This window comes from Mycobacterium sp. NPDC003449, assembly GCF_053588415.1.
In genome coordinates this window covers 1-21,632 of sequence record NZ_JBSFPX010000025.1, presented here as the reverse complement: position 1 = coordinate 21,632, position 21,632 = coordinate 1, and the positions used below count along the sequence as shown (strand labels likewise).

The 21,632-nt window shown below is 65.1% G+C and carries 25 protein-coding genes, 1 tRNA gene, 2 pseudogenes and 1 other annotated feature; of the genes and pseudogenes, 10 read left to right on the top strand and 18 right to left on the bottom strand.

Going from position 1 to position 21,632, the window contains the following annotated elements; all coding sequences use genetic code 11:
* Nucleotides 1–14: 14 nt before the first annotated feature.
* The 8 genes and pseudogenes from ACWDTP_RS09795 to ACWDTP_RS09760 all read right to left on the bottom strand — a co-directional run bounded on the left by ACWDTP_RS09795 (nt 15) and on the right by ACWDTP_RS09760 (nt 6,049).
* Nucleotides 15–1,520 (bottom strand): carotenoid oxygenase family protein, encoded by a 1,506-nt coding sequence (locus tag ACWDTP_RS09795; RefSeq protein ID WP_450018992.1) that lies wholly within the window; start codon nt 1,518–1,520, stop codon nt 15–17.
* 164 nt (nt 1,521–1,684) lie between these two features.
* The gene (locus tag ACWDTP_RS09790) at nt 1,685–1,924 is read right to left on the bottom strand and encodes a hypothetical protein (RefSeq protein WP_450018990.1); all 240 of its coding nucleotides are present in this window, start codon (nt 1,922–1,924) and stop codon (nt 1,685–1,687) included.
* Nucleotides 1,925–2,146: 222 nt separating this feature from the next.
* Nucleotides 2,147–2,296 (bottom strand): annotated as a pseudogene (locus ACWDTP_RS09785) (hypothetical protein); the annotation flags it as partial.
* Nucleotides 2,297–2,316: 20 nt separating this feature from the next.
* A complete protein-coding gene (locus tag ACWDTP_RS09780) occupies nt 2,317–3,153 on the bottom strand; it encodes an EamA family transporter (protein ID WP_450018988.1) in 837 nt (278 codons plus the stop codon).
* A gap of 143 nt (nt 3,154–3,296) precedes the next feature.
* Nucleotides 3,297–3,369, bottom strand: a tRNA-Arg gene (locus ACWDTP_RS09775).
* Nucleotides 3,370–3,546: 177 nt separating this feature from the next.
* A complete protein-coding gene (locus tag ACWDTP_RS09770; protein WP_450018986.1) occupies nt 3,547–3,882 on the bottom strand; it encodes a hypothetical protein in 336 nt (111 codons plus the stop codon).
* Nucleotides 3,842–5,107, bottom strand: a pseudogene (locus ACWDTP_RS09765) (IS3 family transposase). Before ACWDTP_RS09765 ends, ACWDTP_RS09770 begins: the two are co-directional and overlap by 41 nt.
* Nucleotides 4,677–4,808: a sequence feature (AL1L pseudoknot), on the bottom strand. (Overlaps the previous pseudogene by 132 nt.)
* Nucleotides 5,108–5,188: 81 nt before the next feature.
* Nucleotides 5,189–6,049 carry a site-specific integrase gene (locus ACWDTP_RS09760; protein WP_450018984.1) on the bottom strand — a complete coding sequence of 287 codons (861 nt, stop codon included), beginning with the start codon at nt 6,047–6,049 and terminating at the stop codon, nt 5,189–5,191.
* A 200-nt stretch (nt 6,050–6,249) separates the two neighbouring features.
* Here ACWDTP_RS09760 and ACWDTP_RS09755 point away from each other — a divergent pair, with 200 nt between their 5' ends.
* The 4 genes from ACWDTP_RS09755 to ACWDTP_RS09740 all read left to right on the top strand — a co-directional run bounded on the left by ACWDTP_RS09755 (nt 6,250) and on the right by ACWDTP_RS09740 (nt 8,893).
* A complete protein-coding gene (locus ACWDTP_RS09755; protein ID WP_450018982.1) occupies nt 6,250–6,555 on the top strand; it encodes a helix-turn-helix domain-containing protein in 306 nt (101 codons plus the stop codon).
* A 176-nt stretch (nt 6,556–6,731) separates the two neighbouring features.
* The gene (locus tag ACWDTP_RS09750; protein WP_450018980.1) at nt 6,732–7,325 is read left to right on the top strand and encodes a hypothetical protein; all 594 of its coding nucleotides are present in this window, start codon (nt 6,732–6,734) and stop codon (nt 7,323–7,325) included.
* A 49-nt stretch (nt 7,326–7,374) separates the two neighbouring features.
* Entirely contained in the window at nt 7,375–7,920 is a 546-nt protein-coding gene (locus tag ACWDTP_RS09745) for a DUF6932 family protein (protein WP_450018978.1), read from the top strand.
* Entirely contained in the window at nt 7,907–8,893 is a 987-nt protein-coding gene (locus ACWDTP_RS09740; protein ID WP_450018976.1) for a hypothetical protein, read from the top strand. Before ACWDTP_RS09745 ends, ACWDTP_RS09740 begins: the two co-directional genes overlap by 14 nt.
* A gap of 211 nt (nt 8,894–9,104) precedes the next feature.
* On the opposite strand, the gene ACWDTP_RS09735 is transcribed toward ACWDTP_RS09740, so the two are convergent.
* The 4 genes from ACWDTP_RS09735 to ACWDTP_RS09720 form a co-directional block, all read right to left on the bottom strand.
* Nucleotides 9,105–10,079: an ImmA/IrrE family metallo-endopeptidase gene (locus ACWDTP_RS09735; protein WP_450018974.1), complete on the bottom strand. Its 975-nt coding sequence runs from the start codon at nt 10,077–10,079 to the stop codon at nt 9,105–9,107.
* Nucleotides 10,048–10,221, bottom strand: coding sequence for a hypothetical protein (locus tag ACWDTP_RS09730; protein WP_450018972.1), 174 nt, complete (start codon nt 10,219–10,221; stop codon nt 10,048–10,050). Before ACWDTP_RS09730 ends, ACWDTP_RS09735 begins: the two co-directional genes overlap by 32 nt.
* Nucleotides 10,218–10,439, bottom strand: a complete 222-nt coding sequence (locus ACWDTP_RS09725) for a hypothetical protein (RefSeq protein WP_450018970.1) — start codon at nt 10,437–10,439, stop codon at nt 10,218–10,220. Before ACWDTP_RS09725 ends, ACWDTP_RS09730 begins: the two co-directional genes overlap by 4 nt.
* A gap of 224 nt (nt 10,440–10,663) precedes the next feature.
* Nucleotides 10,664–12,010, bottom strand: coding sequence for a cryptochrome/photolyase family protein (locus ACWDTP_RS09720; protein ID WP_450018968.1), 1,347 nt, complete (start codon nt 12,008–12,010; stop codon nt 10,664–10,666).
* Between the two features lie 92 nt (nt 12,011–12,102).
* Between ACWDTP_RS09720 and ACWDTP_RS09715 the strand changes: the two genes are divergently transcribed.
* The 3 genes from ACWDTP_RS09715 to ACWDTP_RS09705 are packed head-to-tail and all read left to right on the top strand — an operon-like array spanning nt 12,103 to nt 15,447.
* On the top strand, nt 12,103–13,470 hold the full coding sequence (locus ACWDTP_RS09715) for a TIGR01777 family oxidoreductase (protein WP_450018966.1): 1,368 nt from the start codon (nt 12,103–12,105) through the stop codon (nt 13,468–13,470).
* Nucleotides 13,467–15,023: an SDR family oxidoreductase gene (locus ACWDTP_RS09710; protein ID WP_450018965.1), complete on the top strand. Its 1,557-nt coding sequence runs from the start codon at nt 13,467–13,469 to the stop codon at nt 15,021–15,023. The genes ACWDTP_RS09715 and ACWDTP_RS09710 overlap by 4 nt, the downstream gene beginning before the upstream one ends.
* 1 nt (nt 15,024) lies before the next feature.
* A complete protein-coding gene (locus tag ACWDTP_RS09705; RefSeq protein ID WP_450019049.1) occupies nt 15,025–15,447 on the top strand; it encodes an SRPBCC family protein in 423 nt (140 codons plus the stop codon).
* Between the two features lie 22 nt (nt 15,448–15,469).
* On the opposite strand, the gene ACWDTP_RS09700 is transcribed toward ACWDTP_RS09705, so the two are convergent.
* Together ACWDTP_RS09700 and ACWDTP_RS09695 are read right to left on the bottom strand one after the other, a co-directional pair.
* Complete coding sequence (locus tag ACWDTP_RS09700) at nt 15,470–15,955, bottom strand: TspO/MBR family protein (RefSeq protein ID WP_450018963.1); 486 nt, start codon at nt 15,953–15,955, stop codon at nt 15,470–15,472.
* A gap of 55 nt (nt 15,956–16,010) precedes the next feature.
* Entirely contained in the window at nt 16,011–16,649 is a 639-nt protein-coding gene (locus ACWDTP_RS09695) for an SOUL family heme-binding protein (protein ID WP_450019047.1), read from the bottom strand.
* 207 nt (nt 16,650–16,856) lie between these two features.
* On the opposite strand from ACWDTP_RS09695, the gene ACWDTP_RS09690 reads away from it, so the two are divergent.
* Nucleotides 16,857–17,441: a fasciclin domain-containing protein gene (locus tag ACWDTP_RS09690; RefSeq protein ID WP_450018961.1), complete on the top strand. Its 585-nt coding sequence runs from the start codon at nt 16,857–16,859 to the stop codon at nt 17,439–17,441.
* Between the two features lie 205 nt (nt 17,442–17,646).
* Here ACWDTP_RS09690 and ACWDTP_RS09685 read toward each other — a convergent pair whose 3' ends face one another.
* A complete protein-coding gene (locus ACWDTP_RS09685) occupies nt 17,647–18,426 on the bottom strand; it encodes a hypothetical protein (RefSeq protein ID WP_450018959.1) in 780 nt (259 codons plus the stop codon).
* 27 nt (nt 18,427–18,453) lie between these two features.
* On the opposite strand from ACWDTP_RS09685, the gene ACWDTP_RS09680 reads away from it, so the two are divergent.
* Together ACWDTP_RS09680 and ACWDTP_RS09675 are read left to right on the top strand one after the other, a co-directional pair.
* Complete coding sequence (locus tag ACWDTP_RS09680; protein WP_450018957.1) at nt 18,454–18,972, top strand: cation:proton antiporter; 519 nt, start codon at nt 18,454–18,456, stop codon at nt 18,970–18,972.
* A gap of 31 nt (nt 18,973–19,003) precedes the next feature.
* The gene (locus ACWDTP_RS09675; RefSeq protein WP_450018955.1) at nt 19,004–19,387 is read left to right on the top strand and encodes a methyltransferase family protein; all 384 of its coding nucleotides are present in this window, start codon (nt 19,004–19,006) and stop codon (nt 19,385–19,387) included.
* A gap of 155 nt (nt 19,388–19,542) precedes the next feature.
* Here ACWDTP_RS09675 and ACWDTP_RS09670 read toward each other — a convergent pair whose 3' ends face one another.
* The 3 genes from ACWDTP_RS09670 to ACWDTP_RS09660 form a co-directional block, all read right to left on the bottom strand.
* The gene (locus ACWDTP_RS09670) at nt 19,543–20,502 is read right to left on the bottom strand and encodes an SDR family NAD(P)-dependent oxidoreductase (protein WP_450018953.1); all 960 of its coding nucleotides are present in this window, start codon (nt 20,500–20,502) and stop codon (nt 19,543–19,545) included.
* A 126-nt stretch (nt 20,503–20,628) separates the two neighbouring features.
* Nucleotides 20,629–21,375 carry an anti-sigma factor gene (locus tag ACWDTP_RS09665; RefSeq protein ID WP_450018951.1) on the bottom strand — a complete coding sequence of 249 codons (747 nt, stop codon included), beginning with the start codon at nt 21,373–21,375 and terminating at the stop codon, nt 20,629–20,631.
* Nucleotides 21,368–21,632, bottom strand: a 265-nt coding sequence (locus ACWDTP_RS09660; RefSeq protein ID WP_450018949.1) for a sigma factor-like helix-turn-helix DNA-binding protein, incomplete at its 5' end; no start/stop codon positions are given. The genes ACWDTP_RS09660 and ACWDTP_RS09665, both read right to left, overlap by 8 nt.

The following is a 21,632-nucleotide window of genomic DNA, read 5'->3' as shown; positions in this document are numbered from 1 at the left end:
CCTCCAGCGGCGTGCTATCCACCCACGGCCCAGCGCCGAAGTTCCTCGCCGGGCGCCCAGGTGCAGTGCGTGCCGCTGGAAATACGTTCCGGCAGAGCGAGTTTGCACACCGGCCCGTCGGTGATCCTGGCCGCATCGAAAACCAGGCAGTAGGACGCGTCGGCGTTCATATCGGTGGTCAGGGTGATCAGATAGCCGTCGTCCTCGTCGCGAGCGCCCACCCGGGGCGCCATCGCGGTCTCGCTGCCGTAGACCCCCGGTTCGAAGGCGACGCGTTCCTCGGATCCGGTGTGCAGGTCGTGGCGGACCAGACCGTCGAACAGGAACCATCCGGGTTTACCGGTCGCGGCGTAGGCGTAGCGGTATCGGCGGCCGGTGTGGTGCGGGTTGATCATGCCGAACTCGGTCAGGCTGTCCGAGAGTTGCTCCTCGCGGGTCTGCCCGGTGACCAGGTTGAACCGCCAGCGGTGCAACCTGGTCTGCATCCCGTCGATGGACAGGTAGCGGAAGAACCGCTGCCATTTCCGGTCCATGCCGTGGTCGACGCTGTCGTCGACCGGTTCCGGCGAGCCCTGGAAGAAACCGTCGAGCACGATCTCGTCGCCGTCCTCGAACGCGTTGGTGAAGTGCAGCACGTAGGTGGGGTCGGCCTCGAACCACCGGACGTCGCCGGGTGCACCGCGGCGGGGCAGCACCGCGAACCGCGACGGCAACTCGCGGTGCAACCGCGGGACGTGCGCGTTGCGTTTGAGTAGGTCGGCGTCCCAGAACAGCGGGAAGTCGTTGAGGATCGCATAGTTCTCGGTGAAGGCCATATCGTGGGGCAGTCTCGGGCCCGGCAGTTCGACGTCGATGTAGTGCACCAGGCGATCGTCTTCGTCCACCACGCCGTAGTGCAGGTACGGCGCCTGCTTGGCGTAGTTGAAGAACAGCATCTCGCCAGTCCTGGCGTCGACCTTGGGGTGCGCCGACACCCCCCAATCCCGCGGGAACTCGCCGTCCCACTCGGCCTTGCCCAGGGTGTCACCGGTGCACGGGTCGATGCGGTACAGATCCCCGCACTGGTAGAAGCTGCTGAGCGCGACGCCGCGGTGCACGGTGATATCGGTGCTCGACGCGTCCTTCATCAGGGTGCGCGCACCCCAGCCATGGTCACGCCGGGCCAGCTCGAGGGGTTCGGCGATGCCCGGCCACAGCGGGCCACCGGCGTCGTTCTCGGCGGTGAAACCGTCGGTGCGGATGAACCTGTTGCGGTAGCACGCCTGGCCGTCCCGGAACCCGACGATGTGGACCATTCCGTCCCCGTCGAACGGATGGTAGGTCTGCAGCGCCGGGTGCAGCGGGTTCTCGGTATTGCGCAGGTACACGCCATCGAGGTCGGCGGGAATCTCGCCGGCCACCACCGACAGGTCGTCGGCGTCGTATTCGCAGGTCTGTGGTCGCCACGCGCCCGTCCGGTACGGGTGGTCGTCGTCCTCGGGCAGGGTGGACAGGTACTTCGCGACGAGGTCGGTGTGCACGATCACGTCTCCGCGAAGTCGATCTGGTGGCCGCCGAGTATCCGGACGTTCTCCATCTATCGCAGGCTACTACAACTAAGAGAGTGACTGCACCGACCAATGAGAAAGGCCGTGGCGAGGATCTTTGCCGATCCCCGCCACGGCCTTATCCGTGATTCGGTCGCTCAGTCGTCCCAGCCGTGGCCGTGACCATGTCCGTGGCCACCGTGCCACCGCGGGCCGTTGTTGTACCAGCCGCCCCAGCCGGGGCCCTCGACGCAAGCCTGAACGTAGCCGTAGGGCCCGGTGGCGCAGAGTTCCGGGCCGGCCGATGCAGGGGCCGCTCCCGCGACTGCCACGCCCACCGGCACGGCCAGCGTGCCGAGGCCGATCGCCGCGACTCGCTTCAGTTTCGAACGGATCATTTCCCCACCTCCGGGTTGTTTGCCATATCTGAGCTCAAGCCCCCGTCTGTGAACAACCTTAGTACATCTCACCATATTCCTGAAACCGGTTTTACCGTTGTGTCGCAGGCGCTTTGCTGTCCCAATGGAGACGCAAGTCACAGCTTTGAATTCATTTGCGGCGGGTTTGGCGGGTTTGATCAGGGCGAGCAGGCCCGCCAGTGATGCACCGCGGCGTCTGAACTACTTATCGAGAGCGCGAACCAGAAGATCCGTGATTTCGGCCTGACCTTCTTCCAGCGAGCGCACTCGAGAGTCGACCTTGGTCTCAAGACGGCCGAGCCGCGCGGTGTGCTCTCGCGCGGTCGTGGCCATTTCCCGTTGGTTGGCGCCCCGGCCTGGAAGATGGTCCGTCAACCGAGTGAGATCAGCGCGATCGATACGGCGGTCAGAGTTAGGCCGAATATCTGTGGCGGGGCCAGCTTCTCGTGCAGAAACACCAAGGCGAGGACGACCGGTATGGCTGGGTACAGCGCCGCCAGCACGGTGGCCAGGGCAAGCAGTTGGTCTTGGGTGGCCAGCAGATAGAGGACGATCGCGACGGAGCCGGCCGCACCCACGGCGCACGACGGCAGCACCAGTCGCCGAGGAAGGCGCAGTTCCCCGTCCGAATGTCGGGTGAGCGGCACGAGGGTGGCTGCCGCCAGGATCCGGGCCGCCAAGATCGGCCACATTCCTCCGTCGAGATCGACCCAGGAGATCGCGATGAACTGGAACGCGAAGCCGGCTCCGGCGATGAGTCCGTCGACCGTGCCGCTGGCCGCCCGAGACGAGGTGGAGGTGCGGGTGCGCGACACCAGCCACAGGGCGGGCAGGGCCGCCGTGACTCCGACCCATGCCACCGCCGAGGGCCGATCGCCGAGCAGGGCGACGCCCACAAGGACGGGCAGGGTCACCGCTCCGACATCGCTGAGCGGGACGACGACACTCATTCGTCCCGTGCTGAGGCCCCGGTACAGGAACCCGACGCCTACGCCGGTGCCGAGCCCCGACAGCGCTCCCCAGCCCATCGACTCGAGGGTGAGGTGCGGTGCGGGCCAGAACACCGCCGCGATCGCCACCAGGACCGTGCCGCCGACCTGCCCGTAGAACGCGACGGCCCAGCTGTCGGCGCGGCGCGCCAGCAGGCCACTCAGGAAATGTACGAGGCCGAACACGACCGCAGCGCTGAGTGCGAAAGTCTCGGACACCGAGATTCGCCCCTACCGGGCGTCCGCGGCCAGGCCACGGACGCACGTAGTCAGCACCCCGAGTGCATTTCCGGTTCGCGGTACTCGGAAACCTGTGGGATCGGGTGCCGGGGGGCGAACCGCGCCCGACGCTGCAAAAAAAGTGCCCCCGGCAGGATTCGAACCTGCGACACCGGCTTTAGGAGAGCCGTGCTCTATCCCCTGAGCTACGGGGGCGGGGGACCTATCGAAATAGGTGTCGAAAACCCATAGGGACGATTCATGCTAGACGCCGAGCGCCGAATCGGTGGCATCGGGGCTTCTGGACGTGGTGCCGATGCGGGTCACGAGGCTGGTGCGCAGGGTGAGATAGGTGTGACTGTCCGGAGGGCAGAGGTGTCCCGTTGGGGGTGCTCAGGCTGCTGCGGGCGGTTGGTTTCGTCGGTGGATAAATGCAGCGATTGCATTGCGGCCCAGGGCAAATCCGATCATCACCCCGTGTTGACGGGTGGAGGTGTGCGCGGTCATGCGTCCCCCGTAGAGGGTGCGGTCAAGGGTGTTGTTGAGGGATTCGGCGTCTTCACGCCAGCCGTAACAGCGGTCGTAGACGCTGTCACCGTCGTCGGTTTTTGTGTGTTGGCGCAGGTGTTCGGCGCAGTTGTAGCCCTTGTCGCGGTCTGAATCGCCCTGGATTCGCCGGAGGCTCGAGCTATTGGATTCCGACCAGGGGTTGGTCGGTCCGTGATGCATCGTAGAACGCGGCTTCGAACTCCGCCGGAGGTAAGTCGCCCGAGGTAGCTGTGGAGGCGGCTGGCGTTGTGCCAGTAGACCCAGCTGAGGGTGGCCAGTTCGACGTCCTCGACGGTCTTCCACGGCCGCCCGGTGCGGGCCGGCCCGTAGATCAGTTCGGCCTTGTAGTAGCCGTTCACTGTCTCGGCGAGGGCGTTATCGAAGCTGTCTCCGACCGTGCCAATTGAGGGCACCGCGCCGATCTCAGCGAGCCGCTCACCGTAGCGGATAGACGTGAACTGCGATCCGGCATCGGAGTGACAAACCAAGTCCGGCAGTTGGTTTCCGCGCGACCATCGCGCCATCTCGATCGCATCGAGCACCATGGTCGTGCGCATGTGCGAGGCCACCCGCCAGCCGACGATCATCCGCGAGTAGGCATCGACGATGAAGCACACGTAAGCCACTCCGGCCCAGGTCGGCACGAACGTCAGGTCGGTCACCCAGAGCTGGTTCGGTGCGGTCGCGGTGAACTTGCGCTTCACCAGATCCGGGTGACGGGCCGCCGCCGGGTCGGGTTTGGTGGTGCGGACACGTTTGCCCCGGCGCACCCCCTGGATACCGGCGGCCCGCATCAGCCGAGCCACCTGATCGCGGCCGACGTCGTGACCGGCACGGCGGGCGGTCTTCCACAGCTTGCGGGCCCCATAGACGCAGTAATTGTCCTCCCAGAGCTGACGCAACGCGGGCCCCAGGACCGCGTCGCGCTGCGCCCGCGCAGACAGCGGGCGGGTTTTGGCGTCGTAGTAGGTGCTCGGGGCCACCTGCAGGCCTGCGCTGCGCAGGACCGTGCAGATGGGCTCGACCCCGAACTCCTCGCGGTTGGCGTCGATGAAATCGACTATTTCTTGTGTTGGCGGTCGAGCTCCGCCCCGAAGAAACTCGCCGCTCGTTTCAGAATCTCGTTGGCCCGCTTCAGTTCTCGGATCTCTTGCTCGAGTTCTTTGACCTTCGCTGACTCCGCGGTCGTCACACCCGGGGCGTGACCGTCGTCGATGTCTGCCTGGCGTACCCAGGAGCGCACCGACTCCACGCCGTAGCCGAGCTGACGGGCCACCCGCGCTACCGTGCCCTGCTCGGTGCCCAGCTCTTCGCGCAGCGTGCGGACCATCCGCACCGCAGCAGCCTTCTCCTCCGAGCTGTAACGGCGCGTCGTGGGCTTCCCAGGCGACTGTTCCTTCGGCATACCTGCATCCTCGTTTCCAAGGTCAGGAGCCTCCAGCATTTCCAGGGCGATTCAGGAGCGCTGCTCGGACGGCATAGCCGATCAGCTGTCCTCAGTCCACCGGTAGCCGATAAGTGCGGCGGCGCCGTCAAGGGAACCGGAACCAGTGAGCTGGGCCGCGGTTTCGATACGACCGGTGTCCTCGAAGACCCGTCGGGCAGCGTGAGCGGTCAACGATGAAGGCTTGACCCCAGCAGACCCGGTCAGCCCCGCGCGGGTCAGGACATCGCGGACAGTCACGCAGACGCGAGCCTGACGCTGGGCATCAGACCCGTCCGAGCCGGTGCAGATGATGGTGTCGGCACCCGCGCCTAGTTCGGTGAGGTGGGTGATGCGTTGGTAGATCACTCGGCGGGCCCAGGTGTCCAAGGGCAGGCTGCGGGCGCGGTGTTTGGTGGAGCCGTGCGCCCACGCGGTATGCGCAGTCGTGTCGATGTCGCCGATGCGGATGTAGCCGAGCTCGCTGGTGTGGGCGCCAGCTAGCAGCAGCGCGGTGGTGGCGGCGTGGCGGGTTGGGGTGGCGTGCTCGGAGAACAGCCGCACTAACGCGGCTTCGTCGTCATGTAGTGGTCGAACGGTGGAGGCTTCGCGCTCCGGCACGGCGATATCGATGGTCGGGTCATCCAGTGTCATGCCAAGTCGTCGAGCTGTGCGAAAGAAGGCTCGCAGCGCTGCACGCCGGTTGTGCATGGTTGCCACTGCGGCCGGGCCGACCTCTCCGTGGCGCGTTCGGCCCTTGGCAGCAACGAATTTGGTGACAAGATCGACGTCGGCGCCGTCCAGGGTGGTCACCTCGTGGGCATCGGCGAACCGGGTGAACCGGCGGGTCAGCAGAGCGAACTTGTCTAGTGTCTGCTCCGACATGGTCCCGTCGACCGCCCACGCGGCGACCACGGTGTCCACGGCCACCGCCAGGCTTCCCTCAGCCATGGCGGGCCCCCACGGCAACGGCAGCGTCAACTGCCCACTCATGGTTGGCGTCCTCGATCAGAGGCTGGCGTGTCATGGCGGCACCCTCCCATGTGGTGCGTATATGCACCAAACTCGTGGAGGTCATACCTGGCGCAGATGCCGACACGGCGCGGTGGCGCTATCGTCGGCTCATGTCGCGCGGTCACGGCGATCTGCCGCCGGTTGCCTACGTGGAGGCCGGGGTGTGGCCTGACGGGGATCTCACTGCCGATGCACCGCCGTCGGCGTCGGCGGCGCTGCATCTGGCCCGCGAACTGCACATGGCGATGGTCGAGACGGGCGCCGGCCAGCGTGCATTGGCTGCGGCCACCGGGGTCGCTCACACCACCATCGGCCGCATCCTGGCCGGCACCGTGTTGTGCGACATCGGGACGCTGGCAAAGTTGGAACACGCCCTCGGGCGACCCCTGTGGCCGCAATCTCCAGCAGGGCGTTAAGGCCGAACTCAGTTTGATGCCGCCTGACACGTGTGTCACGATACAAACCGTGAAAGCGTTTGGGTGCGAAGCTGCGCCGCGTGTTGCTCTTGACTCGTGTTACGCGCGGCAGAACAATGGGAAACGCGTAGACACGCAACTGCGGTTAGAGGTTTAGAGGTAAGGCAGGTGTGGTGGTGTCCAAGACCAGCAGATCGTTGAGGGACCTGATCGAAATCGCGGTCAAACGTCACAACGGTGCCTCCGGGCGGCGTTTGGCCGACATCGCCCAGCAGGCCGGTCACGACATTTCCCATGCCACTCTGAACCGGCTACGGCAGGGCGCCTATGCGTCTCAGCCGACCGATGCATCGATCCGTGCTATCGCCTATCTGGCCGAGGTGCCTGAAACGGTGGCGTTCGCGGCCGTCGGGGTCCGGCCTCCGATGAGTGAGCAATATCAGTTGCCCGCTGAAGCCCAGCGGATGGATACCCGCCAGCGTCGAGCCCTCGATGAATTGCTGCGCGCGTTTGTCGTCCCCCAGGCGCCGGTCGCGATGCCGGGGTTCGGTGCATTGCTGTCGGCGCGCGATCAGCTGGAGGCGGCGATTGCCGGTGTAGGTGCGCAGGACGACTCGGTTGTTGTGGCCGCCCGCGCGGTCATCGCCGCGATCGACAACGCCACCTTGGCGATGTTCGCCGGTAGTCACATCGATACGCAGGATCCGTCCGGCGATCGGGGCTGGCCCCCGGCTGATGGCGCGGCGCCGGAGGTGAGCGTCGCCGGCTGACGAGCACGGCCCGTAGGGGACGGGCGTGTTCGCTAAGGGGGGGTAGATAGTGTTGCCGGAGTTGGGACCTGATGGGGTGTTGCCGCCTGGGCGCTACCAGGTGACACGCGACGAGATACACACCCGGTTCGTTGACGGCCGTGGCGATCGTCGCGCCGCACTGTGGCGGGACTGGGAGGTGACGACCAGAATGCTCGGGCGTCACGTCCCTCTCAACGCCGCCTGGCTGCACGGGCCATTCGTTTCTGACTTCGATGACCCCGCCTCGGTGCAGTGTGTGTACTGGGCAGAAGACCACGAGCTGGGCAAGGCGCGTCTGGATCCGGTTGTGGCGAAAGTGTTACGTGCTTTTGCCTTACCTGGCGAGGTGCGGCGCGTTGTCGGTGTAAAGGTGGACACTGCTTTGGTGGCATGGCACTGCCAGCCGGATATACGCAACCGCGACGAGTACTTCGCGCAGTACACGGCGCGACGCGGCGAAGTCGACGACCTGCTGCAGCGTGTCCCGTCTGGTCCGCGCGGAGCCGCGCCGGTGCGTGAGGACGCCGTGCCGCGACGAGGGTATGTGGAGGTGCTCATCGATGGCTATTGCTGACGACGAACTCGACCGAATGCAAGCAGCGATTGTGGCCGCGATGAGCGATCCCGACATCGATGAGCGGGTGCCGGACTGGAGTACCGCTGATGACCTGTCTCGCATCGGGATTGAGGGGCTGATTGATGCAGACCCGTTAGGGCGCACCCTCGCTTCGCACGGGAATATCCGCATTACCGGTGACGGTGTCACCGGCTCGTCTGCCAAAGTCAACGAGGTCGCGCGCGTCATGACCGGGTTTCAGCGCCTGGCCACCGCCGTCGGCGCAGCACAGGCCGGGGACAAAGCCCTGGGTAAGAAGCCCAACGCCGACGTCAAACGTCGTACCGACCTCCTGTTGACGGCGGCACCCGCCCCAGGATCGATCATCCTGACATTCACCCCAGCGATCGCACCGGCCGATGAGGCGGGCGCACCAGGAATGCTCGCCGAGTTCGAGACCGATGACCAGGTGCTCGATACCGCCGTGGGTGCGGCCATCGACGTGTTCGCGGCCGGCAATGACATCGGTCCGGTGCCAGAGCAGTCGTCTTTCGTTCACCAGCTCGGCCACATGGGGCCCCGCACTGCCTCAGCGGTGCGGGATCTGGCAAAAACGTTGGAGCGCGCCGCATTCGATGTCGACATCGATTGGAAGCAGCCATCACGGTCAACGCGAAGAGTCAGCGTCACCGCCCAGGCCGCCCGGCACATGGCATTCGTCGTCGAACACGCCAATCTCGATGAACAACCCGTGCTCATCATCGGCGAGTACCTCACCGTCTCCGCGGTCAGCGCATGGGTGATCCAACAAGACGACGGAGACGCTGTGACCGTCAAACTCGGGCGCATCGACCCCAGCCAAACCCGCGGCCTGGCCGTCGGCGAACGAATCCGTGTCGAAGCCATCATGAAAACCGAGACCACCCCGGGTGGGAACACGAAAACTACCTACACAGCACAATCTTTCGAACGTATCGACCTTCCGGACTAGTGGACGTCTGCTAGACGGCGCACAGTCACCGTTGGTTCTCGTTATTAGACTCGCTGCAGGTGCCGGCGCGACGACACCGCGGCGCTCCCGCCATTTGCCGCTGGCGGGAGCGCGACCTCAGTCGCTTGCGCCGGGCGCAGTTCCGTCCCGAACGTGAGTGCATGCACATCGCTGACGGGGACATCGAGTGCGATGGCGATCATCCGTGCGTTCACCGACGAATTGCCCGCACTACCGAGGATATGGGTGAACACGCGTGACATCTCGTAAGACGGCATGCCGCCGGGTTCTGCGGTGCGAAAGCCGTTCTGTGAGAGCAGGATGCGCAGATCTGCCTATATGCCCAATCGGTCAGCCGGCCGGAATCGTGTAAGGCATAGGCCAACGCCATCGCAGACACCTTGAATTGGGTCCGGACCGTCAGAAGCTCCTCAAAAGATGGGTTGCACCGCAAATACTCGGAGAGTGACTCAGCATGCAGGAGGAATTCTGAGGCGAACGCGTCCGCGGCGCGCTCTTCGGCCGTGGTCTCGGCGGGCACATCTCTGTGGAGCGCTAGATGCCCAAGCTCGTGGGCCAGATCGAACCGAATCCGTTCAGGAGCTTTGCAGCGAGTCAGGAACACGTAGGGCACTTCGTCGTACCAGATTGAGTACGCATCGACAGCGTCGGCGAACGGCGGCAGGGTGTAGACGCGGACTCCGCGAGATTCGCACAGCTGCACCAGATTTGGTAGAGGTCTTGTCCCCAGGCCCCACATGGCGCGCAACATCTGTGCAGCCTCGCGCGGGTCGCAGCAAGCCAAATCCGGTAGATCCAGAGCCGGCAGGGCGAACCGGCGAGAAATCCACCGGTCGATCTCCACGCCGGCAACTCCAGCGGCCACCGCCGCTTCGCGCGGGCGTGCCGTAGCCCGCCGGGCCGCCCGGAAGCTGACTTGCGCTGCGTTGACCATTGCAGCATCCGCACGTTGGAAGTAACCGACCGGGAACTCCAGCGCCGCCGAGAGCGCGGGAGCGGCAGTCGCGGGTGCAGCTTCTGTTTCGTACTTGGTGATCGTGCGTGCGGTCACGTTGATGCGCTGTGCCAGTTCGAGTTTGGTCAGGCCACGACGCATCCGTGCGATCTGGATCCGCTCGGGGTTCAGATACCCGTCAGCCGACCTCTCGAACCTCGAAGTCGACATCCTGTCCTCCCACATCGAAAGGCCGATTGACCGGCTCAGCAGGCTTCCAGCTATCCAGGATCACCCGCACCCGCCAGCCGGTGAACTGGCCGTCACTGAACCCTAGTGGAAGGGAAATTTCTGTACGAATTTCCTGCGTCATCGCGGTAATACACGAGGAACCAATTGCCCGATGGGGGGTGTTGCTGGCACCGCGGTGATGCCGTCGCCGCTCACGTCGATGATGTAGTGCTCATCGCGAGGATCGCCGCCCCGGGGGCTGCGTCCCTGCGGGTCGGCAGTGCCGGCGAAGTGCTCGTCGATGTCGCCGACCTCCAGCCGCACCTCGACAGGGACCGCGGAGCTGGCGGCGATGCTCACCCCGATCGGGGTGAGCGCGTCGATGCGTTCGATCGCGTCGCGCCGCAGGCGCTGACAGTCTCGAACGCGCCGCCGAACCGCACGTGTGCGGGCAACGTGAAGGTGCCCTCACGGCGCAGTACGCGGGCAGGGCCGGGAATGATGCCTGACATGGGAGTCCTTCCGGGTGGGAGGGTCGAGGACGGCGGTAATGCGGACGGTCGCGGTAACGGCTGCGGGCCTGGCTATTTCGCAATCGCCTGGTAGCGGCGCAGTGCTTCGTTGCGTTCTTGCCGGTGATCGACCATCGGCGGCGGATAGTTGGACGGCCGCCGACCGGTTGCCAGATGGGGGTCATCGGCGTCGGCCAGTTCTGGTACCCAACGCCGGACGTAATCGCCTGCGGGGTCGAACTTTTGGCCTTGGGTCACCGGATTGAACACCCGAAAGTATGGGGCGGCATCGGTTCCGCTGCCCGCGCACCACTGCCATCCGTGCTGATTGTTGGCGATGTCTCCGTCGATGAGTTGGTCGAGAAACCAACGGGCACCCCATTGCCAAGGCAGATGCAAGTCTTTGACCAGAAATGACGCGGTGACCATTCGGATTCGGTTGTGCATGAATCCGGTCTGGCGTAGCTGACGCATGCCGGCGTCGACGATGGGAAAGCCGGTTTCACCGGCCTTCCACACTTCGAATGATTTGTCGGCGTCGGATCCGGAGTCGGTCTCGATCGTGTCGAAGTCGCGGTTCCAGTTGTGCCAGGCGCTGTGCGGCCAGTGGTAGAGGACCGAGGCGTAGAAGTCGCGAAATGCCAGCTGCCGCAGATAGGCAGCGTCACCGGGGCGGCGCAGGTCGAGGTCCGCGGCCATGGTGCGTGGGTGGATGGTGCCGAACTTCAGATGTGCCGACATCTGGCTGGTCCGGGCGGCGTCGGGACGGTCGCGCTGCTGGGCGTAGTGCTCCAGATCGCTTTCGGCGAACTCTTTCCATTGGAGTAGCGCCGCGCTCTCGCCGGCAGCGAACTCAAGATGCGCATCTGGATCGGGAATCTCGACCGGCCTTGCCGCGCCCTCGGACAGTTCGGCCGGATCGAGCCAGTGCACCAACTGAGGCGTGGATCGGGCCGGTGCGCGCCAACCATGTTCGCGCCATCGCCGAAAATACGGTGTGAAGACCCGATAGGGAGCGGCGTCATCCTTCGTGATCCGTCCCGGTGTGACCAGATACGGCGAGCCCGTTGCCACGATCGGCACCTCACCCGACATTGCCTGCACCTGTTGGTCGCGGCGCCGGCCGAATGGGGTGAAGTCGTCGGAAACGTGAACCGACGTGGCGGCGATGGCTGCGGCGACGGCAGGAATGCGCTGATCTGGCCGTCCACGGGTCACCAATAAACGGCCGTCGAGATTGTTGCGGAGTTCGCGGAGGCAATCGCCGAGAAACTGCAGGCGACGCGGACTTGACGTGGCCTCGAGGCGCGGGTCCAACACGAAGCAGCCGAGCACCTCGCCGTCCACGTCGGCGGCAGCCAGCAGCGTGGGCAGGTCGGTCACCCGCAGATCGCGTCGAAACCACAACAGCGCCGGCATCTGTCCATCTTGCCCCCGATTTTCGGTGTGAACCATCCGCCGGTCGGGTAGCTCCGAACTACTGACAGAGCGATCCAACCTGGGGAGGTGTCGTGGGAATCGTGTACACCAGCGTGCTGGACGCGCCTCGCGAGGAAGTGTTCGACTGGCACGCGCGCCCCGGTGCGATACATCGTCTGCTGCCGCCGTGGCAGCCGGTAAACGTCGTGTCCGAGGCGGCCTCATTGGCCGCCGGGCGCGCCGTCCTGGCCTTGCCCGGTGGCCTGCGTTGGACGGCGCAACATCAACCGGGCGCCTACCGTCGGCAGGCAGGCTTCGCCGACGCACTGGTCCATGACGGATTGCGGTCACTTCCGCTGGGGCTGCTCGGGTCGTGGCGACACGAACACCGCTTCGATGTCGTCGACACCGGACGAACGCGGATCACCGATCGTGTCGACACCCGTGTCCCGGCCGGCCTCCTCCGGCAGATGTTTCGGTACCGGCACCGGCAGCTTGCCGAAGACCTCGCCGGCCATCAGTGGTCACGCGAGCACGGTGTCCGACCGGCCACCGTGGCGGTGACCGGGTCGACCGGATTGATCGGCACCGCCCTGAGCGCGTTCTTGTCCACGGGCGACTATCGGGTGATCCGGTTGGTGCGCCACCAACCACAAGGGGAGGGGGAACGCCGGTGGGACCCCGACTCGCCAGATGCCGGCCTGCTCGACGGTGTCGATGCCGTCGTGCACCTGGCCGGCGCGTCCATCGCGGGTCGGTTCACCGCTGCGCACAAGGAGGCGGTGCGCAATAGCCGGATCGAGCCGACCCGGCGCCTCGCTGAGTGTGCGGCAGCCGCCACCGAAGGGCCCTCAACTTTTGTGTGTGCGTCGGCGATCGGGATGTACGGGGACGACCGCGGGGATGTTGAGCTAGACGAATCCGCTTCCAAAGGCGGCGGATTCCTTTCCGACGTGGTCGCCGACTGGGAAGAGGCGACGATGGCAGCAGCGGCCGCCGGATTGCGGGTGGTCAACGTGCGCACCGGCATTGTGCAGACCCCGCGCGGCGCAACCCTGCGGTTGCTGCGCCCGCTGTTTGCCGCCGGGGTCGGCGGGCGACTCGGCAGCGGGCGGCAATGGTTGTCCTGGATTGACATAGATGATCTGATCGATATCTATCACCGCGCGCTCGTCGATCCCACGCTCAGCGGTCCGGTGAATGCGGTTGCACCACATCCGGTCCGCAACGAGCAATACACCCACTGGCTGGCCCGAATTCTGCATCGACCGGCGTTGATACCCGTGCCCGGTTTCGGTCCGGCAATTCTGCTCGGCGAACAGGGGGCCCGCGAGCTGGCTATGGCGAGCCAACGGGTGGTTCCGCGTCGACTGATCGAAGACGGTCACCGGTTTCGCCGCCCCACGCTTGAGCAGTGTCTGCGTCACCAGCTTGGACACCTCCTCGAGGAGGACCCGTGACCGATCCTTCGTTTCGGGTGTTGGTCACGGGCGCCACGGGATACATCGGCGGCCGCCTGGCTCCACGGCTGGTCGAAGCCGGGCACCGGGTGCGGGCGATGGCCCGCAATCCCGACAAGATCAGCGATGTGCCGTGGGCGGCGGATGTGGAGGTTGTCCGCGCAGACCTCACCGACCCGGACTCGCTCGACGACGCCTGCCACGACATCGACGTCGTCTACTACCTCGTGCACTCGATGAACGGCGGCGGAGAATTCATCGAATCGGAGCGTCGCAGCGCAGAAAATCTGGTGGGCGCCGCCCGCCGCGCCGGGGTGGGGCGCATCGTCTACCTCGGCGGCCTACATCCGGAATCGGATCGGCTCTCGACGCATCTCCGGTCCCGCAGCCAAGTCGGAGAAATCTTGTTGAACTCCGGTATCCCGGCTCTGGTGCTACAGGCCGGAGTTGTGATCGGTTCCGGGTCGGCGTCCTTTGAGATGATCCGGCACCTGACCAACCGGTTGCCTGTGATGACGACACCGCGTTGGGTCAACAACCGCATCCAGCCCATCGCTGTACGCGATGTGCTCTACTACCTTCTCGAGGCCGCCACCGCTGATCTGCCGCGCAGCCGCGCCTACGACGTCGGGGGCCCGGATGTCTTGCGCTACGGCGAGATGATGCAGATCTATGCCGACGTCGCCGGCCTGGCCCGGCGCAGGATTCTCGTACTCCCGGTTCTCACACCGAAACTCGCCGGATTGTGGATCGGACTGGTGACCCCCGTGCCGCCGCGGATCGGTCGAGCCCTCATCGAATCCCTGAGCACCGACGCCGTCGCCGCCGAGCACGACATCGACACGATCATTGCGCCGCCACCGGGAGGGGCGACCCGATACCGGGACGCCGTCGCACTCGCACTTCGCCGCATAGAGAATGGTGAAGTCGAAACTACCTGGGCCAACGCATCTCCCACCGGTGCACCCGCCGAACCGCTGCCGTCTGACCCCAGCTGGGCCGGTGACGCCATCTACACAGATAACCGCGCCATCGACTGCGACGCGACAGTTGATCAGGTGTGGCAGGTCGTCGAAGGTGTTGGCGGTGAGAACGGTTGGTACTCCTTTCCGCTTGCCTGGACGCTCCGCGGCTGGCTGGACCGGCTCACCGGGGGAGTCGGCCTGACGCGCGGCCGCCGCCACCCCCACATCTTGCACACCGGAGACGCCCTGGACTTCTGGCGAGTCGAGAGAATCCAGCGACCGCACCTGCTGAGGCTGCGGGCCGAGATGCGCACCCCCGGCGGCGCCTGGCTCGAATGGCGACTCGAATCACGCGGCGCACACCGCACCCGTCTCTATCAGCGTGCGATCTTCTTCCCGAAAGGTATTGCCGGAAGGATCTATTGGTACTCACTGCTGCCGTTCCACGGGATCATCTTCACCGGCATGCTCAACAACATCGCGGTCGCCGCACAAAGAGGGACCCAGGGCCGTCGGCCTCGTTGTGGCGGCCGACGAAACCAGCAGAGACCGGCCGCAACTACCTCCACAAGGAGTGCACGTGATTGAGATGCAGCGTGAGCTGAGCACGGATTCCGCACCGGATGCCGTCTTTGCCTACTTGGCCGATTTCACCACGACCGAGCAATGGGATCCCGGTACGGTCCGGACGGTACGCATAGATGGTGACGGTGGAGTGGGAACCCGATATGCCAACACATCGCGGTTCGCGGGCCGCACCAGCGACCTTGTCTACGAAGTCGTCGACCTGATACCCGGCAAGGCGATAGAGCTCCGCGGCCAGAACGCCTCGCTCATCGCCCATGACCACATCTCCGTCACGGCGTACCCGCCGGGTTGCCTGGTCACCTACCGGGTCCGGTTCGCCTTCCAGGGCTGGCTGCGATGGGCCGAACCGCTGCTGCGGCCCGTGGTCGCAGACCTACTCGACAAGGGTGCGCGAGGACTTTGTCGGGAGCTGGCCCGAATCTGAAACTGTTGTCCTGCTTGGCGTATCAGCCTCGGTTGAGCCACCAGATGTGGGTGGACAGCATAGTGGCGAACGCGCACCAGACGGGATAGGGCGTCAGAGCCGCTGCGCGCTGCGGTCCGACCGCGACCGCGCGGCGAGTCAGGTCGGCGCTGCTGACGGTGAGTGCTCCAGCGGTAAGCGCGGCCAGGCCGAGACGGTGGCGGTTGAAGAATACCCATGACCAGCTTGCGTTGAGCCCAAGATTGATCGCGAGTGCGGCGCAGAATCGTCGAGCCGCATCATCGCGGCGATCCTCGGACAGGCGGTCAATGGTGTCGGCCGCTACAAGTGCGATGTCGCCGTAGAGGGCCGGCCAGACGATCGGAAACACCTGCCGCGGCGGCTGGTAACTCGGTTTGCGCAGTTGGGCGTACCACGGCGAGTCGACGCTTCTCCCGGTTGCCGCACCTCCGACGATAGCGGTGGTCACCACTGCGGCCGCAGTTGCACCAAGAGTCTTGAAACGCATTGTCATTCGCTCCTCTGAGTCGAGAGTTGACGTTCGGATGGGGTTGCATGTGACGCTAGTGATCTTCGAGGAAGATCGCGATCTCGTTGCGACGCCGGAATGGCAGTGTCCAAGGCGGGTCGTAGAACCATGCCGTAGCTTCGCCGGTGGCCTCAAAACCGTAGGCGCACAATATTTCGCGCAGTCGAACAGTGTGGGAAGCCACGCTGCCGGGGCCGCGGTCGCCGCTGAACCGAAGTACCGCGACCGTTTCTGGAGCAACCGCGACCAGCCCAACGCGCTCGTCATCGGGGATCGGCAGCGTCTCCAAGGTCCACCCGGTCGGCATGTAGAACCGAATGATCCAGCCCACACCCGCGTTGACCTGGGCCACCGGCGCTGTCATATCGATCTTTTGGCTCCTGACGGCGGTCGTCTGTTGACTCACCGGCGCGGTCATGATGATTCTGTCGCATCGGTGGTTGGCCCCGAAGATGTAGCCGGCGAGTCGTCGAAAGCCGGCAGAGCGGGCGGCTTCCTCATCGGCCACAACGTGGGTCTGGGCTGCGACGCGCGGACCGTAGTGGCGAATCTCGGCACCGTCAGCCAAAGGCTGCACACTGTACAAGGGCTCCTCGACGCCGATACGAAACCCGACCGTCGACAACGCGGTCCCTAGGAACCGACTCGTATTGGTTCGCACCTGACTCAACACGGCAATGTCCTTCCACTCTCGTCGCCGGATTTGTTCATTGGTAGTTCGAAGCACGTGACGTGTCGGATGGTTCACTGATCCGATTTGACGCGATTCTTCCCCGGGTGTGGCCCATCCAACGACCCGACGGCATCGAATACCGGCTGTACGACTTGTACGACGAAGCTAGTGGAGGCACCACGCCGCCACGAATAGGGAGGAACCGCTATGAACATCGCCACACGGGCCGCCACGTCAGCTGCTGCTGTCGGCATCGCGGCGTCAGGGATGCTGTCGTTCGCTGTAGGCACCGCGGCCGCCGATCCGGTCGGTCCGGGTTGCGCCGACTACGCCAGCCAGGTGCCTGTCGGACCCGGTTCGGTCAAGGGCATGTCTGCCGAACCTGTGTCCGCCGCCGCAGCGAACAATCCGCTGCTCACCACGCTGTCGGCGGCGTTGTCGGGCGGGCTGAATCCGGATGTCAATCTGGTCGACACCCTCAACGGCGGCGAGTTCACCGTGTTCGCGCCGACCGACAACGCATTCGCCAAGCTTCCATCCGCCACGGTCGATTCCCTCAAGACCGATTCGGCTACGTTGACAAAAATCTTGACTTACCACGTGGTCCCGAATCGAGCGGGTCCCGCCGGGGTGGTTGGCACCCACAAGACCGCGCAGGGCGCCACCGTTTCGGTTACCGGCACACCGGAGGCCTTGAAGGTCAACAACGCATCGGTGATCTGCGGAGGAGCCGACACTGCGAACGCGACTGTGTACATGATCGACACAGTTCTCATGCCACCCGCCGGCTGACGTAGCGGGACTCAGAGGAGCTGACTGCGGCCGCGGAGGGGCCGGTTGTTGCGGCAGCGGTTAACGGTGCAGAACGCGGTACATCGCCACGAGCAGGCCAACGATCACCGCCAGGTAGGCGAACCTCAACGCGATGAACGCGACAGCGAAGTCGCTGGAGTGCAAAGTCCAGGCGCCCATGTGTCCAATCTAGCGGCAATTTCGTTCACACCACTGCGGCCGCGGCGGTACGGGGACCTAGTGACTGCGTCGGTGCGCCGAGTACCACTGCGGTGGCTCCAGCGACCGGGATCTTCTCGCCTGGCTCTCCCGTCACCCCAGTGTTGCTTCCGGTGAAGGCGTCGGTGATCCAGCCGGCCGCGATCACTCGAACGGCGGCCACATTCTGCGATAGGGGGAAGCCGCAGGCCAGCTGCGCCAGCAGGCCCGAACTGGCGCCTTCGGCATCAACGTGGGTGCCGCCGATAAGCTTCACCCCGACGAACATCCCAGGGCGCGCATTGACAAGCGCATCGGTGCCTGATCCGAACGCGTTGCAGACCCAACACTCGGCGGCGATCTGATAGATCGGACGCGTGTTGGCGCCGGTCAGCTTGCCTGCGGCAGCTGTGATGGCCCCTTCATTGTCCACGCCATCGAACATCACCACCGCTCGAAGATCGCTGATTGCGCCATTCTCGGTGGTGTAACCGGCAACTGCTGCGGCCATGTTTCCGCCGGCCGAATGGCCTGCCACGACGAACGCTGCCGGCAACGTGACGGGTCTGCCCGCTGCAGCACTGGCGCTGGCCGTCAAAGCGGCTCTGTCGCCGGCGAACAACGACGCCGTCGCGCGGTGTATTTCATCGCCGTTGATCCAACAGCCGTCGGTAACGAAAGGATTCGACGTCACGGTCGGTGCCACGACGATGCTGTTGGTCCGCTCGGCGAGTTGCACGGCAAGCGCTAAAACGTTGCTCTTGGACCGAAAGAAGCCGTGCTGCAAATAGATTAGGCCGGCAGGCTCTTGCTCTTGGTTCGGGAAGTACCAGTCTGCATCCAGCGTCTGTCCACACCCGCATGGCACCTCGAGGCGATCCGCGAGCGTTTCGAACCACTGGTCTCATACCTGTTGATACCGGCGTTCTTCATCTATTCGGGCCTGAATACTCAGCTCACCTTGATACTTGACGCTTCCACCCTTCTCATGGCGAGCATCGTGCTCGTCGTGTCCTTCGCCGCGAAGTTCGGTGCGGTCGGACTGGCAGCGCGTTGGCAGGGCATGAGTTGGTACGAGGCGGGTTCGATGGGAGCACTCGCCAACGCGCGTGGCCTGATGGAACTCATCCTGCTCAACATCGGATTCGAGGGGGGACTCATCTCCGGCAAGCTGTACACCATCCTGGCGCTGATGACGATCCTCACCACTTTTGTCGCCACACCGCTGCAGCGGCTGTTCGAACGCCGCCTGGCGAAGTCCGGATCGAAGTTCGGCCCCGATGGAGAGGAGCCTCATGATGAGGTGCAAACGTGGTTCGCATCTAGCCCATAGCCTCCGGCAGATTGCGTGGCCCCTTCCCGTGGTGCTGGCTACGCTCGCCCTGCGGCGTCGACTCAAGCACTTCGCTGACCTACTGGTGCCGCCCGAAATCGCGATGCTGGATCTGGGCGAGGGCACCGCCGGCGTCCAGATTGCCGCGACAATGGCCGAACTCGGGATCGCCGACTTGCTCGCCGGTGGGCCGATGACTGCGCCGCAGGTCGCTGCCCAGATCGGCTCCGATCCACTGTCGACACATCGCCTTCTGCGCGGGGCTGTCAGTTGCGGCCTCTGCAAAATGGACCAACGAACCGGAGCGGTGCAGCTGGCCCGCACCGGGACGGTCTTGCGCAACGACCATCCCGCATCGCTGCGGGCCTGGGCGCGCTATAAGGGGTTGCGGTCGACGGTCGACTGCACACGCTGACCCAAAGGGACGGCGGCCGACTGCGCTCGGTTCTCGAATTGCAGGCCCTGCTCACCGGCGTCGGCCTGCGGCCCACCGGCCGCATGTTCTCGGTCGTGCCGCACGACCTCGTCGAGGCGGAGAAGACCTGACTGAAACAGTAGTGACGGCGGCCGTCATGACAGGTCGATAGCGCTTGCACAGTACTGCCACACGTGTCCGACTTCGGCTTCGGTGTAGTGGGTCGTAGGCAGGTAGTGCGTGGGTCGGATGCGGCGGTCATGCCAGAAATGCCCCGATGCTGGCGTCGGAGTCGTCGCAGTAAGCCATACTGCGGTGTCGGCGGCCTGCTCGGGGGTCCGCAGGATTGGACGGGTCAGGCGGCGAAACCCGGGTAGTGCCTGCGCGATTCCCGGGGTGTCGGCCCAGCCGGGGTGCATCGCGGCCACCGTTACCGACTGCCTGGCCCAGCGCTGAGCCAACAGCGGTGTCAGGGCCACCTGGATACGTTTGCTGCGGGCGTAGGCGGTGGCGCCACGGTAGGGCTCGGTGCGGTATTCGATGTCATCGGAGTCCAGCGGCTGGGTGTACATGCCACCCGAGGACATCAGCACTATCCGCGGATCGGGGGAGGCGGCCAGCAACGGCAGCAGCAGTTCGGTCAGCAGCAGTGGGCAGAGCACATGGGTGGCAAGGCAAAGTTCGTGTCCGTCAGCGGTTTCGGCCCGCTGCGCCGGCAGCACTCCGGCATTGTGGATCACGGCGTCCAGCCGGGTTCGCCGTTGGCTCAGATCAGCGGCGAATGACCGGACGCCGGCCAGGCTTGACACATCGCACCGCTCCACGTGCAGGTTTGCCTCGGCATTGGCGGCGTGCACGTCGCGGCGAGCCGACTCCCCACGCGCGGTATCGCGGACTGTCATCAGCACGGTCGCGCCCAGGGCCGCGACGGCTGCGGTGATCGCCTTACCGATTCCTGAGTTCGCACCGGTGACCAGAACCGTGGCACCGGTCAGGGCGCCGTGGGCAGGATCGCCGGCCGGCCAGATGTACTGCCGCAAGCCAAAACCCAGCCGTGAGTATCCCGGCGCGATCGTCCGGTCGAGCAGGCCGTCGAGTAGGGAGGTCGCGCTCATCGGGTCATCACCGCAACAGCGGTAGACGAGTAGGTGTCATGTAACAACTCCTGTCGGCATCAAGGTGTTCGACAGTGGTTCGTGGCGACCGGCGTGCCGGATTGGTCCCCGCGGCGATCAACGCGATCAGGTCAGCGGGATGCTGACGACCGGGTTTCCGGTCGGTTGGGTTGATCCGCTTCCGGGTTCGACGGTGACGGTGACGGTGGTGGCCGAATCCAATGCCGGGATCACCGTCCCACCGGGGGGTGGCATCGTGTCGGCGCTCATGGTGCCTGCCGACCTTGCCGGTCCGGCCGTGGAGAAAAACCACATCTGATAGACGTGTCCTTGCGGGGGCGGGGGCACGTCCGACATGGCCACCACCACGGCGTTGGCTTGAGCCGAGGCGCTCAGTGTGATGGTGCCGCCCGCCACCTCGGTAGTCGTCGTGCGGGTGTCGGGGCTGTCGAGCACTTGCGCCACGGACGGCACGGCCGGGGGGCGGTCAAACGATCGCACCACTACGACACTCGCCACACCGATCACGACAGCAGCGGCCGCTGCCAGCGCCGCTCGGGAAATGCGTTGGCGACGTCGGGCACGGTGGTGCGCCAGATCATCAGACGCCACCGGCTCGGGTTGTGCCTGGATCGCGTTCAGCAGAAACTCACGTACCCGGGAGGGCGGAACGAGGGTGTCACCCGCGGTGACCAACGCCATCGTCTCCTGCGTGTCGGTGACGATCCGGGCGAACACATCTGCGGTGGATGCAGCGGCGGTCCGCAGCCGCTCACCGATATCGTCGCGCTCGACCTCGGACACGGCGCCGAGCGCATATGGGTAGGCGAGGTCGAGCAGTTCTCGCTCGTCGTCTGTGTGATTGTCAGGCATCGGTATTCACCCCCAGACAGTTCTTCAGGCGGATCAGACCGTCACGGATGCGGGATTTGATTGTCGGTAGTGCGGCGTTGAGGAGTTCGGCGACCTCGCGGTAGGTGTGACCGCGGTAGTAGGCCATTCCGATCGCTTCGCGCTGGGCGGCTGTCAGGGTGTCGAGACAATCGGCGACCTGCTGTTCGTCAAGCCTCTGGCTGACCGCGTCGGCGACGACATCGTGCTCACGGCCGAGATGGGCGGCACCGTACTCG